General features: G+C 39.4%; 17 protein-coding genes and 1 pseudogene. 8 read left to right on the top strand and 10 right to left on the bottom strand.

Annotated features, from left to right (window positions below):
• Nucleotides 1-102: 102 nt before the first annotated feature.
• Nucleotides 103-768: an SAM-dependent methyltransferase gene (locus L1068_RS06525; protein ID WP_237129575.1), complete on the top strand. Its 666-nt coding sequence runs from the start codon at nucleotides 103-105 to the stop codon at nucleotides 766-768.
• On the opposite strand, the gene dtd is transcribed toward L1068_RS06525, so the two are convergent.
• Both dtd and L1068_RS06515 read right to left on the bottom strand, forming a co-directional pair.
• The gene (gene dtd, locus L1068_RS06520; RefSeq protein ID WP_237129574.1) at nucleotides 757-1,194 is read right to left on the bottom strand and encodes a D-aminoacyl-tRNA deacylase; all 438 of its coding nucleotides are present in this window, start codon (nucleotides 1,192-1,194) and stop codon (nucleotides 757-759) included. The two genes, L1068_RS06525 and dtd, sit on opposite strands and share 12 nt — an antisense overlap.
• 1 nt (nucleotide 1,195) lies before the next feature.
• On the bottom strand, nucleotides 1,196-2,089 hold the full coding sequence (locus tag L1068_RS06515; protein WP_237129573.1) for a virulence factor BrkB family protein: 894 nt from the start codon (nucleotides 2,087-2,089) through the stop codon (nucleotides 1,196-1,198).
• A gap of 76 nt (nucleotides 2,090-2,165) precedes the next feature.
• On the opposite strand from L1068_RS06515, the gene L1068_RS06510 reads away from it, so the two are divergent.
• Together L1068_RS06510 and L1068_RS06505 are read left to right on the top strand one after the other, a co-directional pair.
• The gene (locus L1068_RS06510) at nucleotides 2,166-2,810 is read left to right on the top strand and encodes a DUF2959 domain-containing protein (protein ID WP_010561560.1); all 645 of its coding nucleotides are present in this window, start codon (nucleotides 2,166-2,168) and stop codon (nucleotides 2,808-2,810) included.
• Nucleotides 2,811-3,077: 267 nt separating this feature from the next.
• Complete coding sequence (locus L1068_RS06505; RefSeq protein WP_237129572.1) at nucleotides 3,078-3,545, top strand: hypothetical protein; 468 nt, start codon at nucleotides 3,078-3,080, stop codon at nucleotides 3,543-3,545.
• A gap of 85 nt (nucleotides 3,546-3,630) precedes the next feature.
• Here the strand turns inward: L1068_RS06505 and L1068_RS06500 are convergent, their stop codons facing one another.
• The 3 genes from L1068_RS06500 to L1068_RS06490 all read right to left on the bottom strand — a co-directional run bounded on the left by L1068_RS06500 (nucleotide 3,631) and on the right by L1068_RS06490 (nucleotide 9,417).
• Nucleotides 3,631-5,544: a prolyl oligopeptidase family serine peptidase gene (locus L1068_RS06500; RefSeq protein ID WP_237129571.1), complete on the bottom strand. Its 1,914-nt coding sequence runs from the start codon at nucleotides 5,542-5,544 to the stop codon at nucleotides 3,631-3,633.
• Between the two features lie 62 nt (nucleotides 5,545-5,606).
• Nucleotides 5,607-8,774 (bottom strand): TonB-dependent receptor, encoded by a 3,168-nt coding sequence (locus L1068_RS06495; protein ID WP_237129570.1) that lies wholly within the window; start codon nucleotides 8,772-8,774, stop codon nucleotides 5,607-5,609.
• A gap of 409 nt (nucleotides 8,775-9,183) precedes the next feature.
• Nucleotides 9,184-9,417, bottom strand: coding sequence for a hypothetical protein (locus L1068_RS06490; protein ID WP_010561556.1), 234 nt, complete (start codon nucleotides 9,415-9,417; stop codon nucleotides 9,184-9,186).
• A gap of 165 nt (nucleotides 9,418-9,582) precedes the next feature.
• Here L1068_RS06490 and L1068_RS06485 point away from each other — a divergent pair, with 165 nt between their 5' ends.
• Nucleotides 9,583-10,938 (top strand): MBL fold metallo-hydrolase, encoded by a 1,356-nt coding sequence (locus L1068_RS06485; protein ID WP_237129569.1) that lies wholly within the window; start codon nucleotides 9,583-9,585, stop codon nucleotides 10,936-10,938.
• Nucleotides 10,935-11,684, top strand: coding sequence for an AraC family transcriptional regulator (locus tag L1068_RS06480; RefSeq protein ID WP_237129568.1), 750 nt, complete (start codon nucleotides 10,935-10,937; stop codon nucleotides 11,682-11,684). The genes L1068_RS06485 and L1068_RS06480 overlap by 4 nt, the downstream gene beginning before the upstream one ends.
• Here L1068_RS06480 and L1068_RS06475 read toward each other — a convergent pair.
• Nucleotides 11,652-12,701: an NAD(P)/FAD-dependent oxidoreductase gene (locus L1068_RS06475; RefSeq protein ID WP_237129567.1), complete on the bottom strand. Its 1,050-nt coding sequence runs from the start codon at nucleotides 12,699-12,701 to the stop codon at nucleotides 11,652-11,654. The genes L1068_RS06480 and L1068_RS06475 overlap by 33 nt on opposite strands.
• Before the next feature lie 71 nt (nucleotides 12,702-12,772).
• Here L1068_RS06475 and L1068_RS06470 point away from each other — a divergent pair, with 71 nt between their 5' ends.
• Nucleotides 12,773-13,168, top strand: coding sequence for a hypothetical protein (locus L1068_RS06470; protein WP_237129566.1), 396 nt, complete (start codon nucleotides 12,773-12,775; stop codon nucleotides 13,166-13,168).
• Here L1068_RS06470 and L1068_RS06465 read toward each other — a convergent pair.
• Nucleotides 13,145-14,608, bottom strand: coding sequence for a PLP-dependent aminotransferase family protein (locus L1068_RS06465; RefSeq protein ID WP_237129565.1), 1,464 nt, complete (start codon nucleotides 14,606-14,608; stop codon nucleotides 13,145-13,147). The two genes, L1068_RS06470 and L1068_RS06465, sit on opposite strands and share 24 nt — an antisense overlap.
• A gap of 105 nt (nucleotides 14,609-14,713) precedes the next feature.
• On the opposite strand from L1068_RS06465, the gene L1068_RS06460 reads away from it, so the two are divergent.
• Nucleotides 14,714-15,295, top strand: a complete 582-nt coding sequence (locus L1068_RS06460; protein ID WP_237129564.1) for a GNAT family protein — start codon at nucleotides 14,714-14,716, stop codon at nucleotides 15,293-15,295.
• 1 nt (nucleotide 15,296) lies between these two features.
• Nucleotides 15,297-15,893: an FMN-binding negative transcriptional regulator gene (locus tag L1068_RS06455; protein WP_237129563.1), complete on the top strand. Its 597-nt coding sequence runs from the start codon at nucleotides 15,297-15,299 to the stop codon at nucleotides 15,891-15,893.
• Here L1068_RS06455 and L1068_RS06450 read toward each other — a convergent pair.
• The 3 genes and pseudogenes from L1068_RS06450 to L1068_RS06440 form a co-directional block, all read right to left on the bottom strand.
• A complete protein-coding gene (locus L1068_RS06450; RefSeq protein WP_054978183.1) occupies nucleotides 15,890-16,504 on the bottom strand; it encodes a paraquat-inducible protein A in 615 nt (204 codons plus the stop codon). The two genes, L1068_RS06455 and L1068_RS06450, sit on opposite strands and share 4 nt — an antisense overlap.
• Nucleotides 16,505-16,613: 109 nt before the next feature.
• On the bottom strand, nucleotides 16,614-19,361 hold the full coding sequence (locus tag L1068_RS06445) for a metallophosphoesterase (protein WP_237129562.1): 2,748 nt from the start codon (nucleotides 19,359-19,361) through the stop codon (nucleotides 16,614-16,616).
• 196 nt (nucleotides 19,362-19,557) lie between these two features.
• Nucleotides 19,558-19,964 (bottom strand): annotated as a pseudogene (locus tag L1068_RS06440) (aconitase family protein); the annotation flags it as partial.
• Nucleotides 19,965-20,020 lie beyond the last annotated feature (56 nt).

The following is a 20,020-nucleotide window of genomic DNA, read 5'->3' as shown; positions in this document are numbered from 1 at the left end:
GGCAACAGATTAACCTAAAAATGCACAATATAAAATCACTCGATGGTAAACACTTTGGTATTAGCCTAAGCTTAATATTGAACGCGTTTACAAGGGCTTAATGTGGTATCTATTGATTTTGTAAATAACGCAAACATGCTTGGCACCCTTGTTTGCTTAAGAAAAACGCCAATAGGCACATGCACTATTAGGCAGCTTGAAGATGTTAGGTGGCTATTAATAGACAACACATTACAGTCAGTGAGCGATTTAACACAACCTCAGCAGTTTTTACTGCCACATTTGCAACAATTAGCAAGCTTATGGCAAACCTTACCTGAGCCCAGCAATATATTAGAAGTAGGATTAGGTGGCGGTGCAATTCGTAATTACCTTAATGCAAGTTACCCGCATTGCAACATTACTACTATTGAGAAAAGCCAAGATATTATCGAGTTATATACGCAGTATTTTGCGTCACTACCACAAGCAAATCTCATTGCCGGCGATATTACAACTTATCATTTTTCCCACTCTTACAATTGGGTTGTGCTTGATTTATTTAGTAAGCAAGACTGCCCTATTTTTCTTTTTCAACACGAGTTTTATCAACGAGTGAAGTCGCTGTTTGTTGATGACGCTAATCGGCACTTATTTATTAATTTTATATGTGAAAGCGCGCAACAATTAAATTCGTTGCGCACTGTACTGACGAGCGTATTCAAAGCGGATGTGACAATTTACGCGATTAAGGACTACAACAACAAAATAGTGCACTTACACTTCTAAACGAAACGTCACGGGCCCATCGTTCACTAAGTGCACTGTCATATCGGCACCAAATTGGCCTGTTTGCACTGTTGTTAAGCTTTGCTTAGCTTGGCTTACAAAATATTCGTATAACTCTTCACCAAGCACTGGTACAGCTGCAGACGAAAAGCTAGGACGCATTCCTTTTTTAGTATCGGCTGCTAGTGTAAATTGCGAAACCACTAACAAATCACCGCCGATATCTTTTAGGCTCAAATTCATTTTCCCTTCACTATCGCAGAAAATGCGGTAGCCAGATACTTTGTGCAATAGCTTATCGGCTTTTTGCTGGTCATCACCTTTTTCTACCCCTAGCAGCAGTAAAATACCGTGACCAATTTCACCAACAACCTTCCCATCAACGACCACTTTGGCTTCACTCACCCGTTGAATTAACCCTTGCATATTATTCTTCCTCTTGCTCAACGATTAACGGCTTCTTTCTCTCACCGAAGCTCTGTTGCAGTGATACTGTGAATTCGGCACCTAATAATACGACAATCCATGACAGATACACCCAAACAAACAAAATAGGAATGGTCGCTAGCGCACCATAAATCACTTCATAAGATGGGAAGTTACTTACGTAAGCTGCAAACCCTTTTTTACTGAGCTCAAATAACAGTGCGGCAAACATCGCGCCTGGTAAAGAGGCTTTAATAGGCACTCGAATATTAGGTACTACGGTGTAAATCAGCATAAAACCCACAGTAGAAATCACGTAAGGTAGCAAACCAAGTAAAAAGCCGCTAAAACCAGGGATCCCTTCATCGGCATACGCTGCCAAGCTGACAAGATACGATGTCATACCTAAGCTTGCACCCAATAAAACCGGGCCAAGCGTTAATACCATCCAATAAACCGCAAACGAGATCACAACCGGGCGCTTCTTCTGCGTGCGCCAAATACGATTGAGCGTTGCATCTACATTACGAATCAAAAACAACGCTACAACGATTAAAAAGCCAATACCCATTGCCGTCATTTGACTCGCATTACCCGTAAACGCACCTATGTGTTCTTTAATGGTTTCTGAAGAGGTAGGCACAAAGTTATTAAAAATAAAATTTTCGATAACCGCTCTAAAGTCCTGAAACACAGGAAACGCAGAAAAAATAGCAAATACCACAGCAAGCATTGGAACCAATGACAACAAGGTAACATAGGCTAAATAACCAGCATTGACGGTAATTTGGTCATCTAAGCAACGTTTGCCATACCCCTTAAACCAAAAGGCGACATAGCGTATTGCTTTACCAAATTGCTGAAACATCTGGGAGTAATCGACTTTATTCTGCATCGTAAGCGCTACTAATAAAAAAATATTGCCATATAATAACAAGATAATGGAAAGCATAAAGAGAATTGAACACACTATGAAAAAATTACTGCTCGCTGTCGCAACCACAAGCTTATTAACCCTTTCAGGCTGTCAAACAGCTTATTACTCTGCAATGGAAAGCGTAGGTGTTCACAAGCGCGACATTCTGATTGACCGTGTAGAAGAAGCAAAAGAGTCGCAACAAGACTCTCAAGAAGAATTCCAATCAGCCTATGAGCGCTTAACAACATTAATTAATTTTGATGGTGGTGAGCTACAAAAAGTTTACGACCAACTTAACGATGATTATTTGGCGAGTAAAAAGTCTGCCGAAGATGTATCGAGTAAAATTAATGCTGTAGAAGATGTAGCAGAAGCACTGTTTGATGAGTGGGAAGAAGAATTAGAACAGTATTCCAACGCTAAATTAAAACGCGATAGTCAAAAGAAACTTTCCGCGACTAAGCGCCAGTTTGAGCAACTATTACGTTCAATGCGTCGCTCTGAAAGTAAAATGGAACCCGTTTTAACCGCGTTAAACGACAACGTTTTATACCTAAAACATAACCTTAATGCGCAAGCAATTGCCGCAATAAAAGGTGAGTTTTCTACATTAAAACGCGATATTAAAACACTTATGAGCGAAATGAATAAATCCATTGCAGATTCAAATAAGTTTATAGCGCAGATGAATAAGTAAAGATTATATAGTTCAGGTTGTGCGAGTTTGCTTGTTCAACCTTTTCCCAATTTAAAGCCATAGTTGCATAATAAAACTTAGATGCCTACATAAGAAACCGCTGTTACTCCCAATAATTACCATTCATCAGCTTTTTACGCCATTTCTCATATAATATTCCCTTTAACCACTTCCATATATTACTTTATAGCGAATATCGTGATGTTAAATATTTGTATTAATTGCTCACGAACCTATTGTACAAAAATTCATAAAAGGACATTAGTTATGGCAAAGCATTTAAAAATAATTACAAACGTATTGATAGGTGCAATCTTATTCTCTGCACCCACGTTTGCTGAGCGATTAGATATTGGTTCAACATTACCACTGGACCTTGGTAAAACATTTGAACATAAAGAAATTAGTTATGAAAAATTTAAAGGACAACAAAACTACATATTAGTTTGGGACGGTTCAAACCCCTATGTTTTAAGTAACTTACTTAAAAACACCAAAGACACACCAGCCCCAGTTATTGTTTTCTGTACAGGTTACGTAAAGCTAGGCTCTCGGAAAAAAGATTATAAATCTTGTGAATATCAAGAAGGTGTAATAAATAGTGACCGAGTAACTATGCTGTACTCAAGAAGTCTCCGACTAGAAAATGATATTTTGTTACCAAAAGCAACGCATCTCTTCATTTCAGATGAGAGCGGAAAAATTACTCACAAGAGTAATTTACAACAGAATTAATGCTAGCTGAAAGTGCACTTCATTTAAAAGTGCACTTAAATTGTGTAACTGATTATTGCCAGCCACGCTAAACACATAGCTTTGGTTAGTTCTTTAATCCGCAATCATTATCTAACCAGTTAATTAAGTTGCTATAAAACTCGTTTTTATGATCATGAAACAAAGTATCATAAAAATGGTCGGCATCTTCTAGTTCAATATACTTATGAACTTTGTTTAGCTTCTCTAGTTCAGTCACAAATTTTCGACTATGAACAACAGGCACTCTCTCATCAATATCACCATGGATCACCATAATTGGAATATTCACTTTCTCAACTTTATCTATAGGAGAAATACCTGTGATAGTTGGCTGTTGAAGTTCGCTCAAGAACTCATCTTCATTCAGTGTAGCATTGATTCTACTTAAATCACTCACACCAGCGCCGGCTACAGTACATTGATAAATGTTCTTTTCTCGCATTGATGCAGCAAATGCAGCATAACCACCATAACTCCAACCAAACATTGCCAATTTATCTATTGTCGTATAGCCTTTTCCGACCAAGTACATTGCAGCGTCGTCAAGGTCATCTTGCATCTTAAGACCCCAGTTATTATCCCCTGCAACCCAATGTTCCAAGCCATAACCCGTAGAACCTCGGTAGTTAGGCTGAATTACAACATAACCATTCGCTGCTAAAAGCTGCGCCCATTCATCAAAGATGATCGTGTCACGTACCCACGGACCACCATGTGGTAGTACAATTGCAGGATGAGGTCCTTTTGTATTTGGCGTTGTCACATAAGCGTGTATTTTTCTACCATCACGAGCGCTATAGCTAATGTATTTTACGTCGGCTAATTTATCCTCAGTAAGTAAAGGTAAGCGCCCACCAATTTTATCCAACTTTTGTTTATTAGTAATTATGTAAAAAGTACCTGGATCTTTGTTAGAACTGGTCTGAACAACTAACACATCATCACTATCAGAACGACTAGTAATATTGACAAACTTCCTCGGAAATAGCCCCTCTAAGCTTTGGTATAAAGCATCTTCGTTAGGATCTGTAAAATATCGCTTAGGCCAGTTTGTTGTGTATGAATAACCGAGCAAAGACCCCCATTTATTTTGTATAATACTGCCAGCATCAACAGATTTCAGCCCAAATAAGCGTTCCGATATTTCTCCAGTTTCAATATTAAATGTATAAATACCGGTTTTATCTTGCCCTAAGTTTGCGCTAATATACATGTCGTTAGGTGACTCCTTTGAGAAACCTAAAAAGTCATAGCTTTCACGACTTTTGGGAGAAATTGTTTTTATCTTTTTCCAGTTAGCGCTCCCTTTTCTACGCGCAAACAACTCTATGGAATTTGTAGCCCTATCAAACCCTCTAGCTGCACGAATATCACCGTCCGCATCAGCAACAAACCCACCAGTTATTTCAGTGTTACCTCGCATAACCGTTTTGAAACTACCGTTATCAAGATTATATCTAACTACATCAGGGATACGATTATCGTTTACATCAGTCAATGCCAGAACAGTGTTATCTTCTTTAGGTAACAGATCAAATATTTGAAAGAAACCTAAACGTTTGTTATTTGAAGGAATAACCCACTTACCTTTACCATCAGCGTCCGTAATTGCAAACTCATTAACCCAACGTTTAGAGTTTCCATCTTCTAATATTTGGCGAAAGCTAACGCCTATTTTTTCATTATTAAGAAAGCCAACACTTGATACCATCATCTTGCTGGCCCCTAAAACTACTGGCTCTTTCTTTAAATTAAATGGATTTCTTATTTCAATTACATAATCACCATTTTTAGTTGTCGCTCTAAGAATCGCTACCTTTTTACCATCTGGAGATACAGAAACACTTCGTATCATTGGCATCATAGTAAATGACTCAAGAGTAGCATTCGATGAGTTAGCTAGTTCACTAGCTGATGAATTCGTTGGATTAGCCAAGCTTGCAGCAAGCACTCCAAGGGCCAATATTATTTTTGTCATTATCATAGACCTCAATTAAAAATGGCCTCATCAGAGGCCATTTGCTAAGTTGCAACGCTCAATTAAAAATTAACTGAGAAATTGATATAAGGCATGCGGCCATACATGTCATAACCAACACCTAGTGGTACGTTAGTATTAGAGAATGAACCACTTGGATCAACTTTAGGTGGCGCTTCATTAAATACATTACGAACACCTGCAGAGATTAGATATTCATCAGAAGACCATGAAACTGATACATCATGCTTCCAATAGTCTTCAGTAAAGCCTACAGGGCGACATTTAAGGCGCTCACCAGCACTATTAAACAAGCCTGTACAACCAGTTGTATCTTCCTCAAACTCTCCTAAATCGTCTTCTCGACCACCTGAGATGTAACGAGCCATCCAGTTAAAGCGGAAATCGTCATAAGAAAGCATTAGACGAGCTGTACCACGCCATTCAGGATAATCTGGTTCACCTACATTATCATCGACAACACCTAACACATCGTATAGGGCTTCAGTCATCTTAGTTGCTTGAAGGTCAACTGTTACACCTAAGTTTTGTTCTGAAATAACAAAATCTTGATTGTAGTAAATATTATAGTCATAACCTTGAGACGTTAATAAACCTACGTTGATGAATGATTGGTCAACTAGACTAATTTGACCGCCTTCATCACGACTAATACGGCTACAGAAAGCAGCATTACCATCTGCACCATAACATTGGTTAATGCTGTAGAAAGCTGATGGTTCGGCAATACTATTAGTTACTTCAATATCAAATCGAGTTACAGAAAGCGTTATATCTACGTCTTCAATGAATGGCTGCTCAATAACAAAACCATATGTCTTAGCTAGTGACGTTTCAGGGCTCAACTCCGTTGTACCACCGCTGATAACTTCAGTACTTGTTGATTCAGTGAAGGTAGGATCCAAACCTAATGAAGTTGGATCTAAACCATCAGAAACACAACGAGCTAGAGTTACATCATCACGCGGGTCATTAGCTGCATCATATGTTGGAATTGCATCTGGGTTGATTGGATCTGAGATACGAGCATCACTTGGAACAACGCATGGGTCACTCACAGTCAAGAAGCCTGAAGTACCGTTTAAGAAACGCTCACGTAAGTTAGGTGCGCGGAATGATGTTCCTTGAGTACCACGAAGCGTAACCCATTCAACTGGACGATAAACAGCTTTTACAGAGTATGTACTTTCTGGGTCATAGTAGCTTTCGTCAGAAATACGACCAGATACAGTCAATGTAAACTCTTCAACACCTGTTACACCTTTAACAAGTGGTAGGTCAATTTCAGTAAATACTTCACGAAGACTACGAGAGCCATCCGCACCTTGGTCTGAGAAATAACCCCATAGTAAACCCTGTGCAGCTACTGCGTTAGGATCTGATTCAATCTCGTCACGACGATATTCGGCACCAAAAATACCTGATACTGTTTCATTGTTCCAAGGCAAAGTATAAAGATCGCCACCTAAGAATCCATTAACAACTAACTGATTAACTTTCGTTTCAATTTTACGTTGATCGAACAGATAATTGTATTCTGCGTCTGTCAACGTACCACCACCTGGTTGATAAATATTATCCGCAAACAGGTTAACTGGAACACAGCCATCAGTACCATCACCACACGTTACAGTACCATCAGCATTTAGAACAGACGTGTTCAATGAATGTAGTAGTCGCTGTTCGTTAAAACCATTACGGACATCAGTGCCTTTTGATGCACTGTAAGAAACATACGCATCATAATACCAATTATTTAAGTTAATCGACTCTAGGCCTGGTAAATTACCAGTAACACCTGTTACTAATCGGTATTGGGCAACATCAACTTCAAAACGATCACGGTCACCGCGAATATTAATAATAGGATCAACATCTAAAGGACCAGCATCACCAAACCCTAGTACGCCAAAACAATCTACTTCACCATTTACACCACATGGATTATATGGGTTTGAAGCCGGAACAGTTTCAAATAACTGAGCACCAGGGCTGAATACTGGAGAGTTACGTTGCGCATACAAACCTTCGTAATAAAGAGTTGTATCATTGTCATCGGCAAAGTTATGCTCACCATTTACCATGAATGAAAGACGTTCATTGCGGCTGCGGTAATCACCACTCTTATAATAATCAGACTGTTGGAATGCATATAATGGGTCTTGGAAGTCAACATCACGCAAACCATCTCCATTACCGTCTACAATAGCGCCGTCAAGGTCGTCAATAATACCATCGCCATTAAAATCTGCTAAAACCCACTCAGGGAATAAACCAGCATATTGTGAAGGTACTGTCGTTTCACTTAAATTTGGAATGCCTGTGTTAGTAAATCCAGGAGTTACATATAGGCTACCCCAGAAAGCTGGAACGAAAACACGGTTTGTTAGCGGAAAAATATCACAGGTATCTTCACCACCAGCTGTTGGACCAATACCGCTAAAGCGTGTAATGATATCACCTTCTTCAGATTCAAAAATACGCTCTTCACAACCTTTTGCAAAAGCAGTTTCCGAGTATGATTGTGCTTTTGAATCAGCGTATTCTAAACCAACAGTAATGAAACCATTATCGTAAGTGTCACCCCACATAACAGAAAGATTTGATTGTTCACCACCACCACTTTGCGGCGCTTGATAAGAACCTTGAACTTCAAAGCCTTCAATATCTGACTTTAATACTACGTTCGCTACGCCAGCTACTGCATCAGAACCATAAACCGTTGAAGCACCATCAAATAAATTCTCTACACGGTCAATCATTACGCCTGGAATCAAATTAAGATCTGGTGAAGTAGGCGCGCCTCCAACACCAGCAGGAGCCATACGACGACCATTAATGACAACAAGTGTACGCTCAGCACCTAAACCACGGAAACCGATTGTCGCCGCTCCTGGTCCGTTATCTAATACGTAACCACCAAACGTGTTATCAATCTGAACACCAGCTGCTTGGTTGGTTGATTGAAGCATTTCACCAGCTTCGAATAAGCCCATCTCTCGAGAAAGGTCGCCGCTAATGACTTGAATTGGTGATGCGTTCGAAAATTCAGCTTTGCGAATTCGAGAGCCTGTCACTACAACCTTTTCAATTTCTTCGTCTTCCGCATTATTTTTTTCTTCTTCTGCGGCAACACCTGCAAAGCTGGTTATTGCGCCTGCAAATAGCGCAGACTTAACGCTAAGTGCTAATAAGTTTAATTTTTTCAAAATGAGATTTCCCTGAAGTTTTCTAAATGTTAATTGTCACAAATTACACAAATGTTTCTCTTTGTTTAAAAATGTAATCCGAACAACACAGTTTTAACATAAAAATTACAAAACATGAGTACTATTCGACAAATAACATTATTTACATCTAAGCTAAGCCAAAAAGAAAAACACAAAAAACACAAAAAAAACAATAAACTACAAAAATATCGATAGTAAAATTAAATTTACACACAAATTAATTGTTTACAATCATTTACAACACATCTGAAATTGTTGATGTTACAAGAGGAGGACCTGGGCGTGTTAAAGGTTAAGATCGATAGTTTAGAGTAGGAAAAACGTAATTTTAGCAAGGTAACTAAAACGTCACCTTACTAAAATGCAAAAATTTAAACTTTAATTAACATCAACGATATATTTCAACTTTACGAAACTTAGCCGCATCAATTATTGCCCATAAGTGGAAAATACCGCCAATAATTGCTGGAACGACAAAAAACCATAAAGCGTAGCCACCAAATACTACAATCGCAAATATCAGTGCCGCGCCAATGCGCCCTTGTACCAACTGCCCAAGACCTGGGAAAAATACGTTACAAATAGCAGCGATTACATTGCCTGCTGATCCTTGTTCTGCCATATAAACCTCTCAAATTTCCAATTTATTTAATTTAAATCAAACTCTATGCCAAATATATATTAATATAACTTTCAGTGTGTTAGCTTAATTTCGTGTCTTGCTAACAATTCATTGTTAGTAAGATTGACTAAAATAGAGCTAATTACACTAAATATGGAGCTTGCCATGAAATTAACATTTATCGGGGCAGCAAGTACAGTTACAGGTTCCAAACACCTACTGGAAATAGATAACCTAAAGATTTTAATTGATTGCGGCCTTTACCAAGGCATAAAAAACTATCGCACTCGCAACTGGCAAGCTCTTCCGTTTGATGTAACTAAGTTAGATACGGTTTTATTAACCCATGCGCATATAGACCATTCGGGCTATATTCCGCTTTTATACAAGCAAGGATTTAGAGGCCCTATTTTTTGCTCTCACGAAACACTTAAACTGTGTGAAGTATTACTGCCTGATGCGGGTTTTTTACAAGAAGAAGACGCAAAATATGCAAATAAAAAACGCTTCTCTAAACATTCTCCTGCTGAGCCACTGTATACATTAAGTGATGCTAAAAAGTCGTTATCTCTTTTTGTACCGCTCGATTTTCAACACGATGTCGAAATTTTGCCAAATATCACAATTAACTTAAAACCAAATGGACATATTCTCGGCTCTTCAAGTGTTGAGCTAAACGCAAACAGTAAAACGTTAGTTTTCAGCGGAGATGTTGGTAGGCAAGACGACCCAATTATGTATCCGCCAGAGCCGGTTTCCCCCTGTGACTTACTAGTTGTAGAGGCAACGTATGGTGATAGACGTCATACTGCAACCGACACCAAGCAAATTCTCGCCGATGCCATAAATGACACCTTTAAGCGTGGTGGTATATTTCTTATGCCCTCTTTTGCCGTTGGCCGTGCACAGTTAATTTTGCATTTGATCGCTGAACTAAAAAAAGAGCAGCGCATTCCGAATGTCCCGGTTTATCTCAATAGCCCGATGGCAATAAAGGTCACCGATCTTTATGAAAAAGCCCACAAGCACCACAAACTAACAAAAGAACAATGCCAAGCAATTGATGACATGACAGAGTTTGTTAAAACGCAAGAAGAGTCGGAAATGCTCAATAGCCGCAATCTACCCTGTATTATTGTATCAGCAAGCGGCATGGCAAGCGGTGGACGGGTATTACATCACTTAAAAAGTTTATTGCCAGATGATAAACACACAGTCGCATTTTTAGGCTTTCAAGCAGCTGGCACACGCGGCGAAGCGCTTATTAATGGCGCCGAAAGAATAAAAATTCATGGCGAATATATTGATGTAAAAGCAAAGATTCTAAACCTAGATTCACTTTCGGCCCATGGTGATTATCAAGATATTCTAAATTGGTTGCAGCAAGGCGAAGCATTACCAAAGCAAATTTATATTAACCATGGTGAAGTCAGTGCATGTGAGGCAATGCGCTGCCACATTAAGGAGCAACTTGGCATCGACGCCAAAGTAGTTGAGTATTTGGAACAAGTGGAACTTTGAAAACCCAATTTTTAACCTACCAAGGTATTTATATCGCATTTAATGATAAATTGATGGCAAATGAACATAGCCATCAATTTATTCAAATTAACTTATTGTCGCCACAAGCCAGTATTACTGTTGCACAAAAAACGCTTTCCACTACCTGTTTAATAATTGCAAGTAAGGTAAAGCACACTTTAAAAAGTGATAAACCGGTCATCACCATATTGATTGATAACTTTAGTGTACTCGGTAAAAAGCTAACTCACCTTATTAACTGCCAAAAAAATGAAAACAATGTTTATACCTGTTTTGAACAGGCCAAATCGCAATACCTTTGGCAATATTTTATTGATAAAACAGGCAGCTTTGATTATGCGATGACTGAATTTTTAAATAGTATTTTATGCCACCATGCCCAAGCAAAGTCCCCCACGGATCCGCGTATTGCAAATATACTTAATCACTTAGAGCAGTGTGACAGCGCCCAGCTAAATCTTTCACAATTAGCAAAAATAGTTAATTTATCGCAAAGCCGATTATCACATTTATTTAGTCAACAAATTGGCATGCCATTTAAAAGTTATCAACGCTACTTACGATTCAAACGCTTAATACCATTACTCGCAAATGGATTTGATTTAACCAAAGCCGCCCATCAAGTAGGGTTCAGTGATGCCGCACACTTAAGTCGCGAATGTAAAAAGTTATTTGGCATACAACCAAAGCTATTAAAAGGAACGCTTACATTCGAGCAAGTCTAATAAATTAAAATCATGCTCAATGCCCATAATCAAGCCCGAACCACGCGAGTTCAGCCAAGGTTGAGACAAGATATATAACCCCGATATGTCGGATACTTTATCAAAAATATCTTTATCGCTAGCTTGCTGCGCTAAACAGCTTTCAAGCCAAGAAAAGTCATTTTTATAGCCTGTTGCAATTATCACCTTATCTATCACTTGCCCTTTAAGTGTTATTGGCTTTTCGCTATTTAACTTATTCAAATTAAAGCGCTTACAAAGTGTTATTCCAGCGTTAGCCAACTGATGATTACAACTACCAGTTGCAGGAAATGGGTCTTTCTTTCGCATTTTTTTCGCTAACCAATGTTGTTTTTCCAGACGAGTCAGGCCGAGCTTATCTAACCAAAAGAAAATATCTCTACCCAAAAAACGCTGTGGTAAAAAAGTGCGTGCTTTGCCCATAGATAAAAATACTTGATTCTTTTTAACCAACATTTTTGCCAGTTGCCGGCCACTGGCACCGTCACCAATCACTAACCAGTTTTCGTTTTCACACGTTAAGTGTCGATCACCGATAGATTCTGGCGTAAACACTTTACCGTGATAAAAAGAGTTACTATCCAACTGATACGAATTAGGAATTTGAAATGCACCAGTACATACAAACAACATTTTACTGTGGTAGGTTTCACCATTACTGCAGTTCACTGTAAAGCCATTAGTGTCATTTCGCGCATCAACTACTTTACAGCCAAATCTAATATCTAACGACAGTGCAGCAGCATATTGTTCAAGATATTCAACAAATTCCTGTTTTGACGGGTACCCGCTTGCGTTGCCAGATATATTCCCCCCTGGCAACTGACTATAGCGCCGAGAAGTAAACAAAGTTAACCCTTCATAACGATTTCGCCACGCACTACCTACAGCATTTGATGCTTCTAAAACAACTACTTTGTGATAGCCCTTTTGCCTCAATAAATAGGCGGTTGCTAAACCAGCATGACCTGCACCAACAATAATTGCTTGTTTCATAACTACTCCAACTGAAAACTCTCAGCTAGAATAAAGGTACAGCAAAACTAAAAATTGAATTTAAACGCTATATGCTTGAAAAATTTAAAATGCATGGCGATGTCAGCCTTAATTGGCAAGGAAAAACGCTAGAAATAAACACAATCGGGCCATGGAATGCTGAGTTTTTTATGCATTTACATGAGCAATTAATTGATATGGTGCGTAACCAGCAAATTACTGATTTTGATGTATTACTTAACATTCATGGCGAGGCACTGCCAACGCCAGACGCACAAAATGCACACATTGAGTTTTTAAAAGCCTCCAGTGCCAAAGCTGTCGCAGTAAATCTTGAACATTGTGTAACAAGGTCGATGACACAACAAGTGTGTGACTATGTTTACCCTGCAGCGGGGCTAACACATCAGTGTTTCAACAATAAAGCGCAAGCGCTCAATTGGCTAAGTACGCAAAGCAGGGAATAATAACGCCATTAACGCATTAACCGCCTCTAAACGGGTTTGCTCTTCCATACTGGCAAACCCTAAACGCAGATACTGATAACCTTGCTCGTCACAACTGGTGACTTGTGAGTTAAAGTCATGCTGACATTGAATATATATTTCATGCGCCTGTGCCAACTCAGTAAAACCAGTTAAATCACGCTTGCAGCCAAGCCAAATAGCCATGCCGCCATCGGGAACAACAAAGGTAATCGGGTAACCCGCTTGTTTGTAATTTTCTAACAACATCACAAGGTGATCTCTTCTCGCTAAATACAATTGCGTCATTTTGCGAAGATGCCTTTCAAAGTCCCCTTCGCTCATCCAATTAGCCACCGCTTGCTGTAACACACATTCGGTTTTGTGGTTGATGATTTTTTTACTATTAGCCAAATACTCAATAACTTGCGGGTGAGCCGAAACATAACCTAGTCGCGCGCCTGCAAACATAATTTTTGAAAACGTTGAGATATAAATGACTCGACCGTCAGGGTCATTTGCCGCCATTGGTACTAAAGGTGAACAGCGATAATGAAACTCATGGTCGTAATCATCTTCTAAAATTAAAAAATCATGCTGCTGAGCTAATTGGTATACTTGGCTGCGACGCTGTGGCGATAATGTTACTGTTGTTGGGTACTGGTGTAGCGGCGTTAAATACAAAAGCTTTATTTTAGTATGCGCTAACACGCGCTTTAAGCTGTCAGGTTTTATACCAAACTCATCTTGTTCAATGGTAATCAGGTTTGCACCATTTGAGCTGAGCGCAGCACATGCAGGCGGATAACTAAGTTGCTCAACCGCCACATTGTCACTGCCCTGTAACACCGCTTGCGCGACAATAAACAGTGCTTCTTGCGATCCATTGGTTATTAATATTTCGCCAGATGAAAGACCGCGCGCTTTTACTAAGTATTTTTTTATTTGTTCACGTAATGTTTCATTCCCGAGCGTGCCCTGATAATGCAAGCTGCCCAAATCTAATTGTTTTAACGCAGTATTTAAATGGCTTTTAAATACCTTCATTGAAAATTGGGTTATATCTGGTAATCCACCAGCAAAATTAAAGCGCACGTTAAAATCAGCGTTAGAAAGACTCTCTTTTGACGATTTAAATAAGTGAGCCAAATTAAATTGCTGAGTTTCGGTCAATTCGTTTGGTATACAGCTCTCTACCGGTAAGACCGAAACCACTTGATAACCAATGCGCGGTAAACTTTCTAAATAGCCCTGCGCCACTAACTCATCGCATGCTGCCATAATAGTATGACGATTCACATTGAGCTGATTTGCTAAATCCCTGCTTGCCGGCAATCGGTCTTGTGGTTTTAACTGACCCGATAAAATGGCCTCTCGAATGCTCGCAGCAATGGCGAGGTATTTCTTTTCATGTGGATTAAATGAAATGGTCAGTAAGCGCATTTAATTTCTGGTCTATATAAATAACAAAAATTGGTTGTTAACGTTATACCAGGTTTATTTTTTAATACACCTCATTAAGCATTATAAATTTGGAATGAGGTCACCATGCAACAATTAACACAAACACAATTTGAAACTAACAAAGTCATTTTACAAAAGCTGCAACACCACCATTTAAATGATTTATTACAAGCAGGGAAAAACCCGAAAATTTGGCAATATGTACTTAGCAATTACTGCAAAGACAAAGATACGCTTGAGCATTGGTTTAATAAAACAGCGCAATACCAAGCTGATAAGCAATTGCCGTTAGTGATTATTGATAAAAAAAATAATCAACTGGTGGGCAGCACACGCTTATTTTCCCTTGATTTTAATCACGATAAACTTGAAATTGGCCATACGTTTATTACCCCTGAATTTCAACGTTGCCATATCAATACCCATACAAAATATTTACTGCTGAGTTACGCATTTGAACAACTTAGTGCAGCCCGAGTAGAACTTAGAACCCATGAAAACAATCAAAAGTCACGAAACGCTATAGAGAGATTGGGCGCACAATTTGAAGGCATCGCATGGCAAGATAGAAAGCTAATTGACGGTAGCTATCGTAATAGCGCAGTATTTAGTGTAACCCAAACTATTTGGCCAAATGTAAAACAACAGTTAGAGGCAAAGTTATAACATGTATCCACCACGCCAATATATTGAAAATGACTTCGCTCGACTGTTAACGCGCATTGAGAAGTCTCCGCTAGCAAGTTTGATTTATCAAAATGCGCAAGGCGACATTGAGCTTTGCCACATTCCATTAGTGCTTGATGAAAAAAAGCAGCACTTATTGGGGCACATGGCAGCAAACAACCCGCTTGCCAAGCTACTTGCCAAGCAGCCTTTAAACGTAAAATGCCTATTTAATGGTGCAGACTGTTATGTTTCTCCCAATGATGCCGAAAAAGTCTATTTACCTACATGGCATTACGCCAAACTAGAGGTAAAAGGCACAGCACAACCGATTACAAAGCCATCACAAAAGCGCGAGATAATGGCTTACTCCGTTGCGAAATTTGAAGATAAACTGGCAACGCAGTGGCAACTTTCTCAAGTAGATGAGAATGAAATATCGCAATCATTAAAGTACATAATGGTGTTTAAAATAGAGATTGCAGAAGTCGTTGGTAACTTCAAACTAAGTCAAGATAAGACAAGTGAAACGCGAAAAGAGATAAAACAGAGTCTTTATGCTCGTGGCGATAAAGACTCTGCCGAATTGATTTATTAGCGGGCTTTATGAATGCGCTCTACAAACTGAGAAGAGGCAATTGCCACAATACAATACGCAGTAAAAAACCAAAAGCCGATGCCTAGCTCGGCTTTCATTTTTAACATATCGCCCATTTGCCCATCGGCATTGCCAGCCAAATAAGAAACGATAAGTGCAATCACAAATACGTCAGTCATACTCCACTTACTAAGCTTAGAAGCAGCGGTATTAAGCAAACGAGTGAGCTTAATTTTAGCGGGCAATAATACACTGAGTAGCTGCATCAACAGTTTTAAAAATGGAATGATCACCGCAAATAACCCAACTAACACTGCCACCACATGGTTTTTGTTATTGGTAAGTTCTTTAATGGTGCCAACAATACTGCGGGTTTTGCGATAGGCTTCAACTTCACCTTCTAACTTATCAAGGCCAAGCATACCCGAAAACATACGAAGCATGCTGCGTGTATTGCCATCGCCTTCTTCGGCAAGCATGGTAATACCCACATCTACAATTTTGGCTTTATCAATATTCCCTTGCAGTGTTAACACGGGCTGAGTTACCCCAGGGATCAGCAAGGCAATGCTCACGAGTAATAAAATAACAGCGCTAATTTTTGTTTTCATAATGCTTCTTAAAAATTAATTTTCCCGACTTTAACGCAACACACATTGTGCGGCTAATTTGATTTGTTAAAAAGCGTTATAAATCGAAGCAACTTATAACGCAACTAACTCATTTAAAGAACTTATTGCGCTGTTCAAGCCATGGATTATACGGTCGCCCTGGTGCACTTTGCTGATGACGCAAAATTGTTTCACTGGTTGTGGCTTTTTCTTGCGAAAACGTCATTTTGGCTGATGGTCCACCCATCATTTTAATTTCCGTTTCACTTAAGCTTCGGCCAGCAAATAGCGCAGCATTTAAATACCCTGGTTGGGCTGCCCAAGTTCCATCGGTTAGTAATAAAAATTGCTCGCTTAATGCAAAACGCTCAGTAATATTTCGACCTGTTTTCTCACAGGCTAATTCACCATTAATGTAAACTTTAAAGGTGCCATCAAATGGGGCACTATAAAATACCAGTGCAATTCTGTACCAAGTGTCTGGTAACATTTCACCACAAAAACCATCAAAGCCAACACCACCAGTTGTGCGCTCATCTTCAATTGATTCAAAGCGAATTTCAGCCTTTTTTTCGTCTTCGATTTCGCTTTCATAATTGAGAGATGTTTGTAATAACGGACGGTATTTCGCCACACTTTCACTTGGCCACAATAAATCCATTACCAATGAATAATCAGACACCAGTCCTTGCTCGACAAAATCACCGTTGGCATCTACGTTATGGCGTACTTTTAAGCCTTCGTTTATTTTAAAGCGTGGGAATTGCATAACGGTTGCATCAAAACCAGAAAGACTTGGGATTGATTCTTCAAGTTGCGAAATTTTTTCAAAAATCACCTCATCGCTATAACTTTTACGATCAGGGTTAAACAACTTCATGGTCGATGGACCATAGTCCGCTAAAAATGGATCTTCGCTATTATCAAACTGCCAAAGCGTTATAAATTTATCTTCTTTACAGGTATTTAATTGTGTATCTGTGTCTAAGTGCAAGCATTGGCCAGTGCGATAACGACCATATTCTTCAATCACTCGCCAGCTATCATCTAGCGCAGTGGGGTTTTCAAAGTTCACATCATTAAAAAACAAAGATGGATTTAATGCAGCACCTTTGTAAAGCGCTACCGTGTACGTACTATCCGGATTAAATTGCTGCTCACCAAAGTATTGCCACTGGGGCTGCTGACCCACCATAGACTCTAAATCCGCACCTGACACTTCAACCGAGTAAACCGCATTAAAACCCAATGTATTCGATGGCTGACGCTCTACCGGAAACGCATCATGCAATTCTTGCTGGGTTACACCACCAGCTTGCCAAGGATACAAGCTAAACGGATCTGCCAAGTCATAAGCCCCCAACAAAACAGCATCTACTTTGTGAGTAAACATCAGCGCATCGGCTAGCACTTTTTCAATATCATTGCGGTCGGGGTAATTTTCAGAAATCACCACTTTATAGTTTGGATCTTCTAAATAGGTTTTAACGATTTCTGCTATTTTGTTATCAAGCGGTTCATGAAATGTATTGATATCTAAAGTATCAATTTGAATTTCATCATTTTCAAAGCGCACCGGACGTGACGTTTTATCAAATAAATTAAATTCGATATCAATCACGGTTGCGCCCATGCCGTAAATATCGGGTTCAATCACAATCGATTGATTGTCGTTATACCTATGGATTTGCGGCTTATCATGGCTATGACCACCAAGAATTAAATTAATCTCAGGTACATTTTGCGCAATGCGATCATCCACCCAACCTAAATGGCTCACCATTACAAGATAATCAACTTGCTCACTATAAAAGCGCACTAAACCTTCTGCGACTTCGGTAAACTCATAATCCATTACAAAATTATCAATAAAGTCTGGTAGTGGGCGTTCTTTGTATTCTTTATCAAGCTCATTCCATGGACCTGAGGTCATACCCAAGAAGCCAACTTTGACACAACCTACATCAATAATGCCAAATTTATGTGTAGCAAAGCCTTGTGCTTTTTCACCAACATATTGCGTATTTGAAGCAAGTACCAGTGCAGTTTCATCTTGTGCGTAAGCTAGTAGCTCGTCTTCACCCCAAGCATAATCGTGGTTTCCCACCACACGCACATCAAACTCCATAGCTTGTGTTGCAAGTGATGAGGCCCGACCCATAGATACTTGCTCAGCCACATTGCCTTTTTCATAATCATCACCACCATTAGTAAAAACAGTGTAAGGGTTCTCTTTTAGTGAAGTTAAATGCAATGATTTCAAACGGCTGTATAAGCGCTCTTTATAGCCGAAGCGAGAATGCAAATCAGCAACATGCACAAAACGAATCGTTTGTTGTACAGCAGCTGTATCACAGGCTGGGCCAATGGATTTAAAGGTAGAAACATTCGGTAATTTACGAATGCCGTATATACCTAAGTGATAAATTTCAGCGCTAATAAAATTACCTTCTATGCGCGAATTAAAATTAGGTACCCATGTATTGTTAACAAGTCTAGCCAGTACATATTGCTGATCCGCTTGATAATCACTTGGTAATGGAATTGTCAGATCCGCTTTGTCAAATAATGCGGTTTCAATTGGTGTTATCGAATACACTTTCGAAAGCGAATTTTGCGCATCGGGAAAGGCTTGCGACTGCCCCACATCAACTGACAGTGTCAAGCCATCGGCAACAGCGCCAACTTCTAGATCTAAAGTGCCTGTGCCATCAAAGCGTATAACTCCCCCTTCACTGCCTACGGGTACCGGTGTTTGTGCCGCATCTTCACTCACTGATTTGCTGGTTTCGCCTTCACCTACACAACCCAACAACAGCAACGTGCTGAATACATATAGCAATACTCTGAAATACACTTCCTTGCCTCGCGTTTAAATTCGCATTTATGAAAATTAACAAATGGCTAATTTAACAACAATTATTGAAAATATTACATCATAGCTAATAATAAATTCCCAGATTTAAAGAATTAAATTATCTTAAAATGCAAAAAGCCGATGCTAAATAACATCGGCTTTTATAACCATCACACTCAATTACACAGCTGAATCGTTACACTGCTTGCTGAATAATCACTTGCTCAGCTTTTTTAGTATAGTGCGGCATTCTATGAAAATTTAAGTACCGGTATGTATCAGCAGCTGTTGCATTTATCATTGTCGCGTATTCTTGGTACTCAGCTGGCGTAGGTAATTTACCTATAATTGCAGCTACTGCAGCAAGTTCGGCAGATGCTAAAAATACATTTGCTCCCGTACCTAAGCGGTTAGGAAAGTTACGTGTAGAAGTAGACATCACAGTAGATTGGTCTGCAACTCGCGCTTGGTTACCCATACACAACGAGCACCCTGGCGTTTCAATGCGCGCCCCTACACGGCCATAAATGCCATAGTAGCCTTCGTCGGTAAGCTCATTTTGGTTGGTGGTGCAATCCACATTCGTGTTGGAAGCTGACCTTGCTGTGCATCTAACGGTTTTGGCACAATACCTTGGGCTGCACGCTGCTCGACATGTA

The organism is Pseudoalteromonas sp. MMG024 (assembly GCF_021654175.1).
Classification (GTDB): domain Bacteria; phylum Pseudomonadota; class Gammaproteobacteria; order Enterobacterales; family Alteromonadaceae; genus Pseudoalteromonas.
The sequence above is the reverse complement of the archived record's forward strand: the minus strand, read 5'-3'. Positions and strand labels throughout refer to the sequence as shown.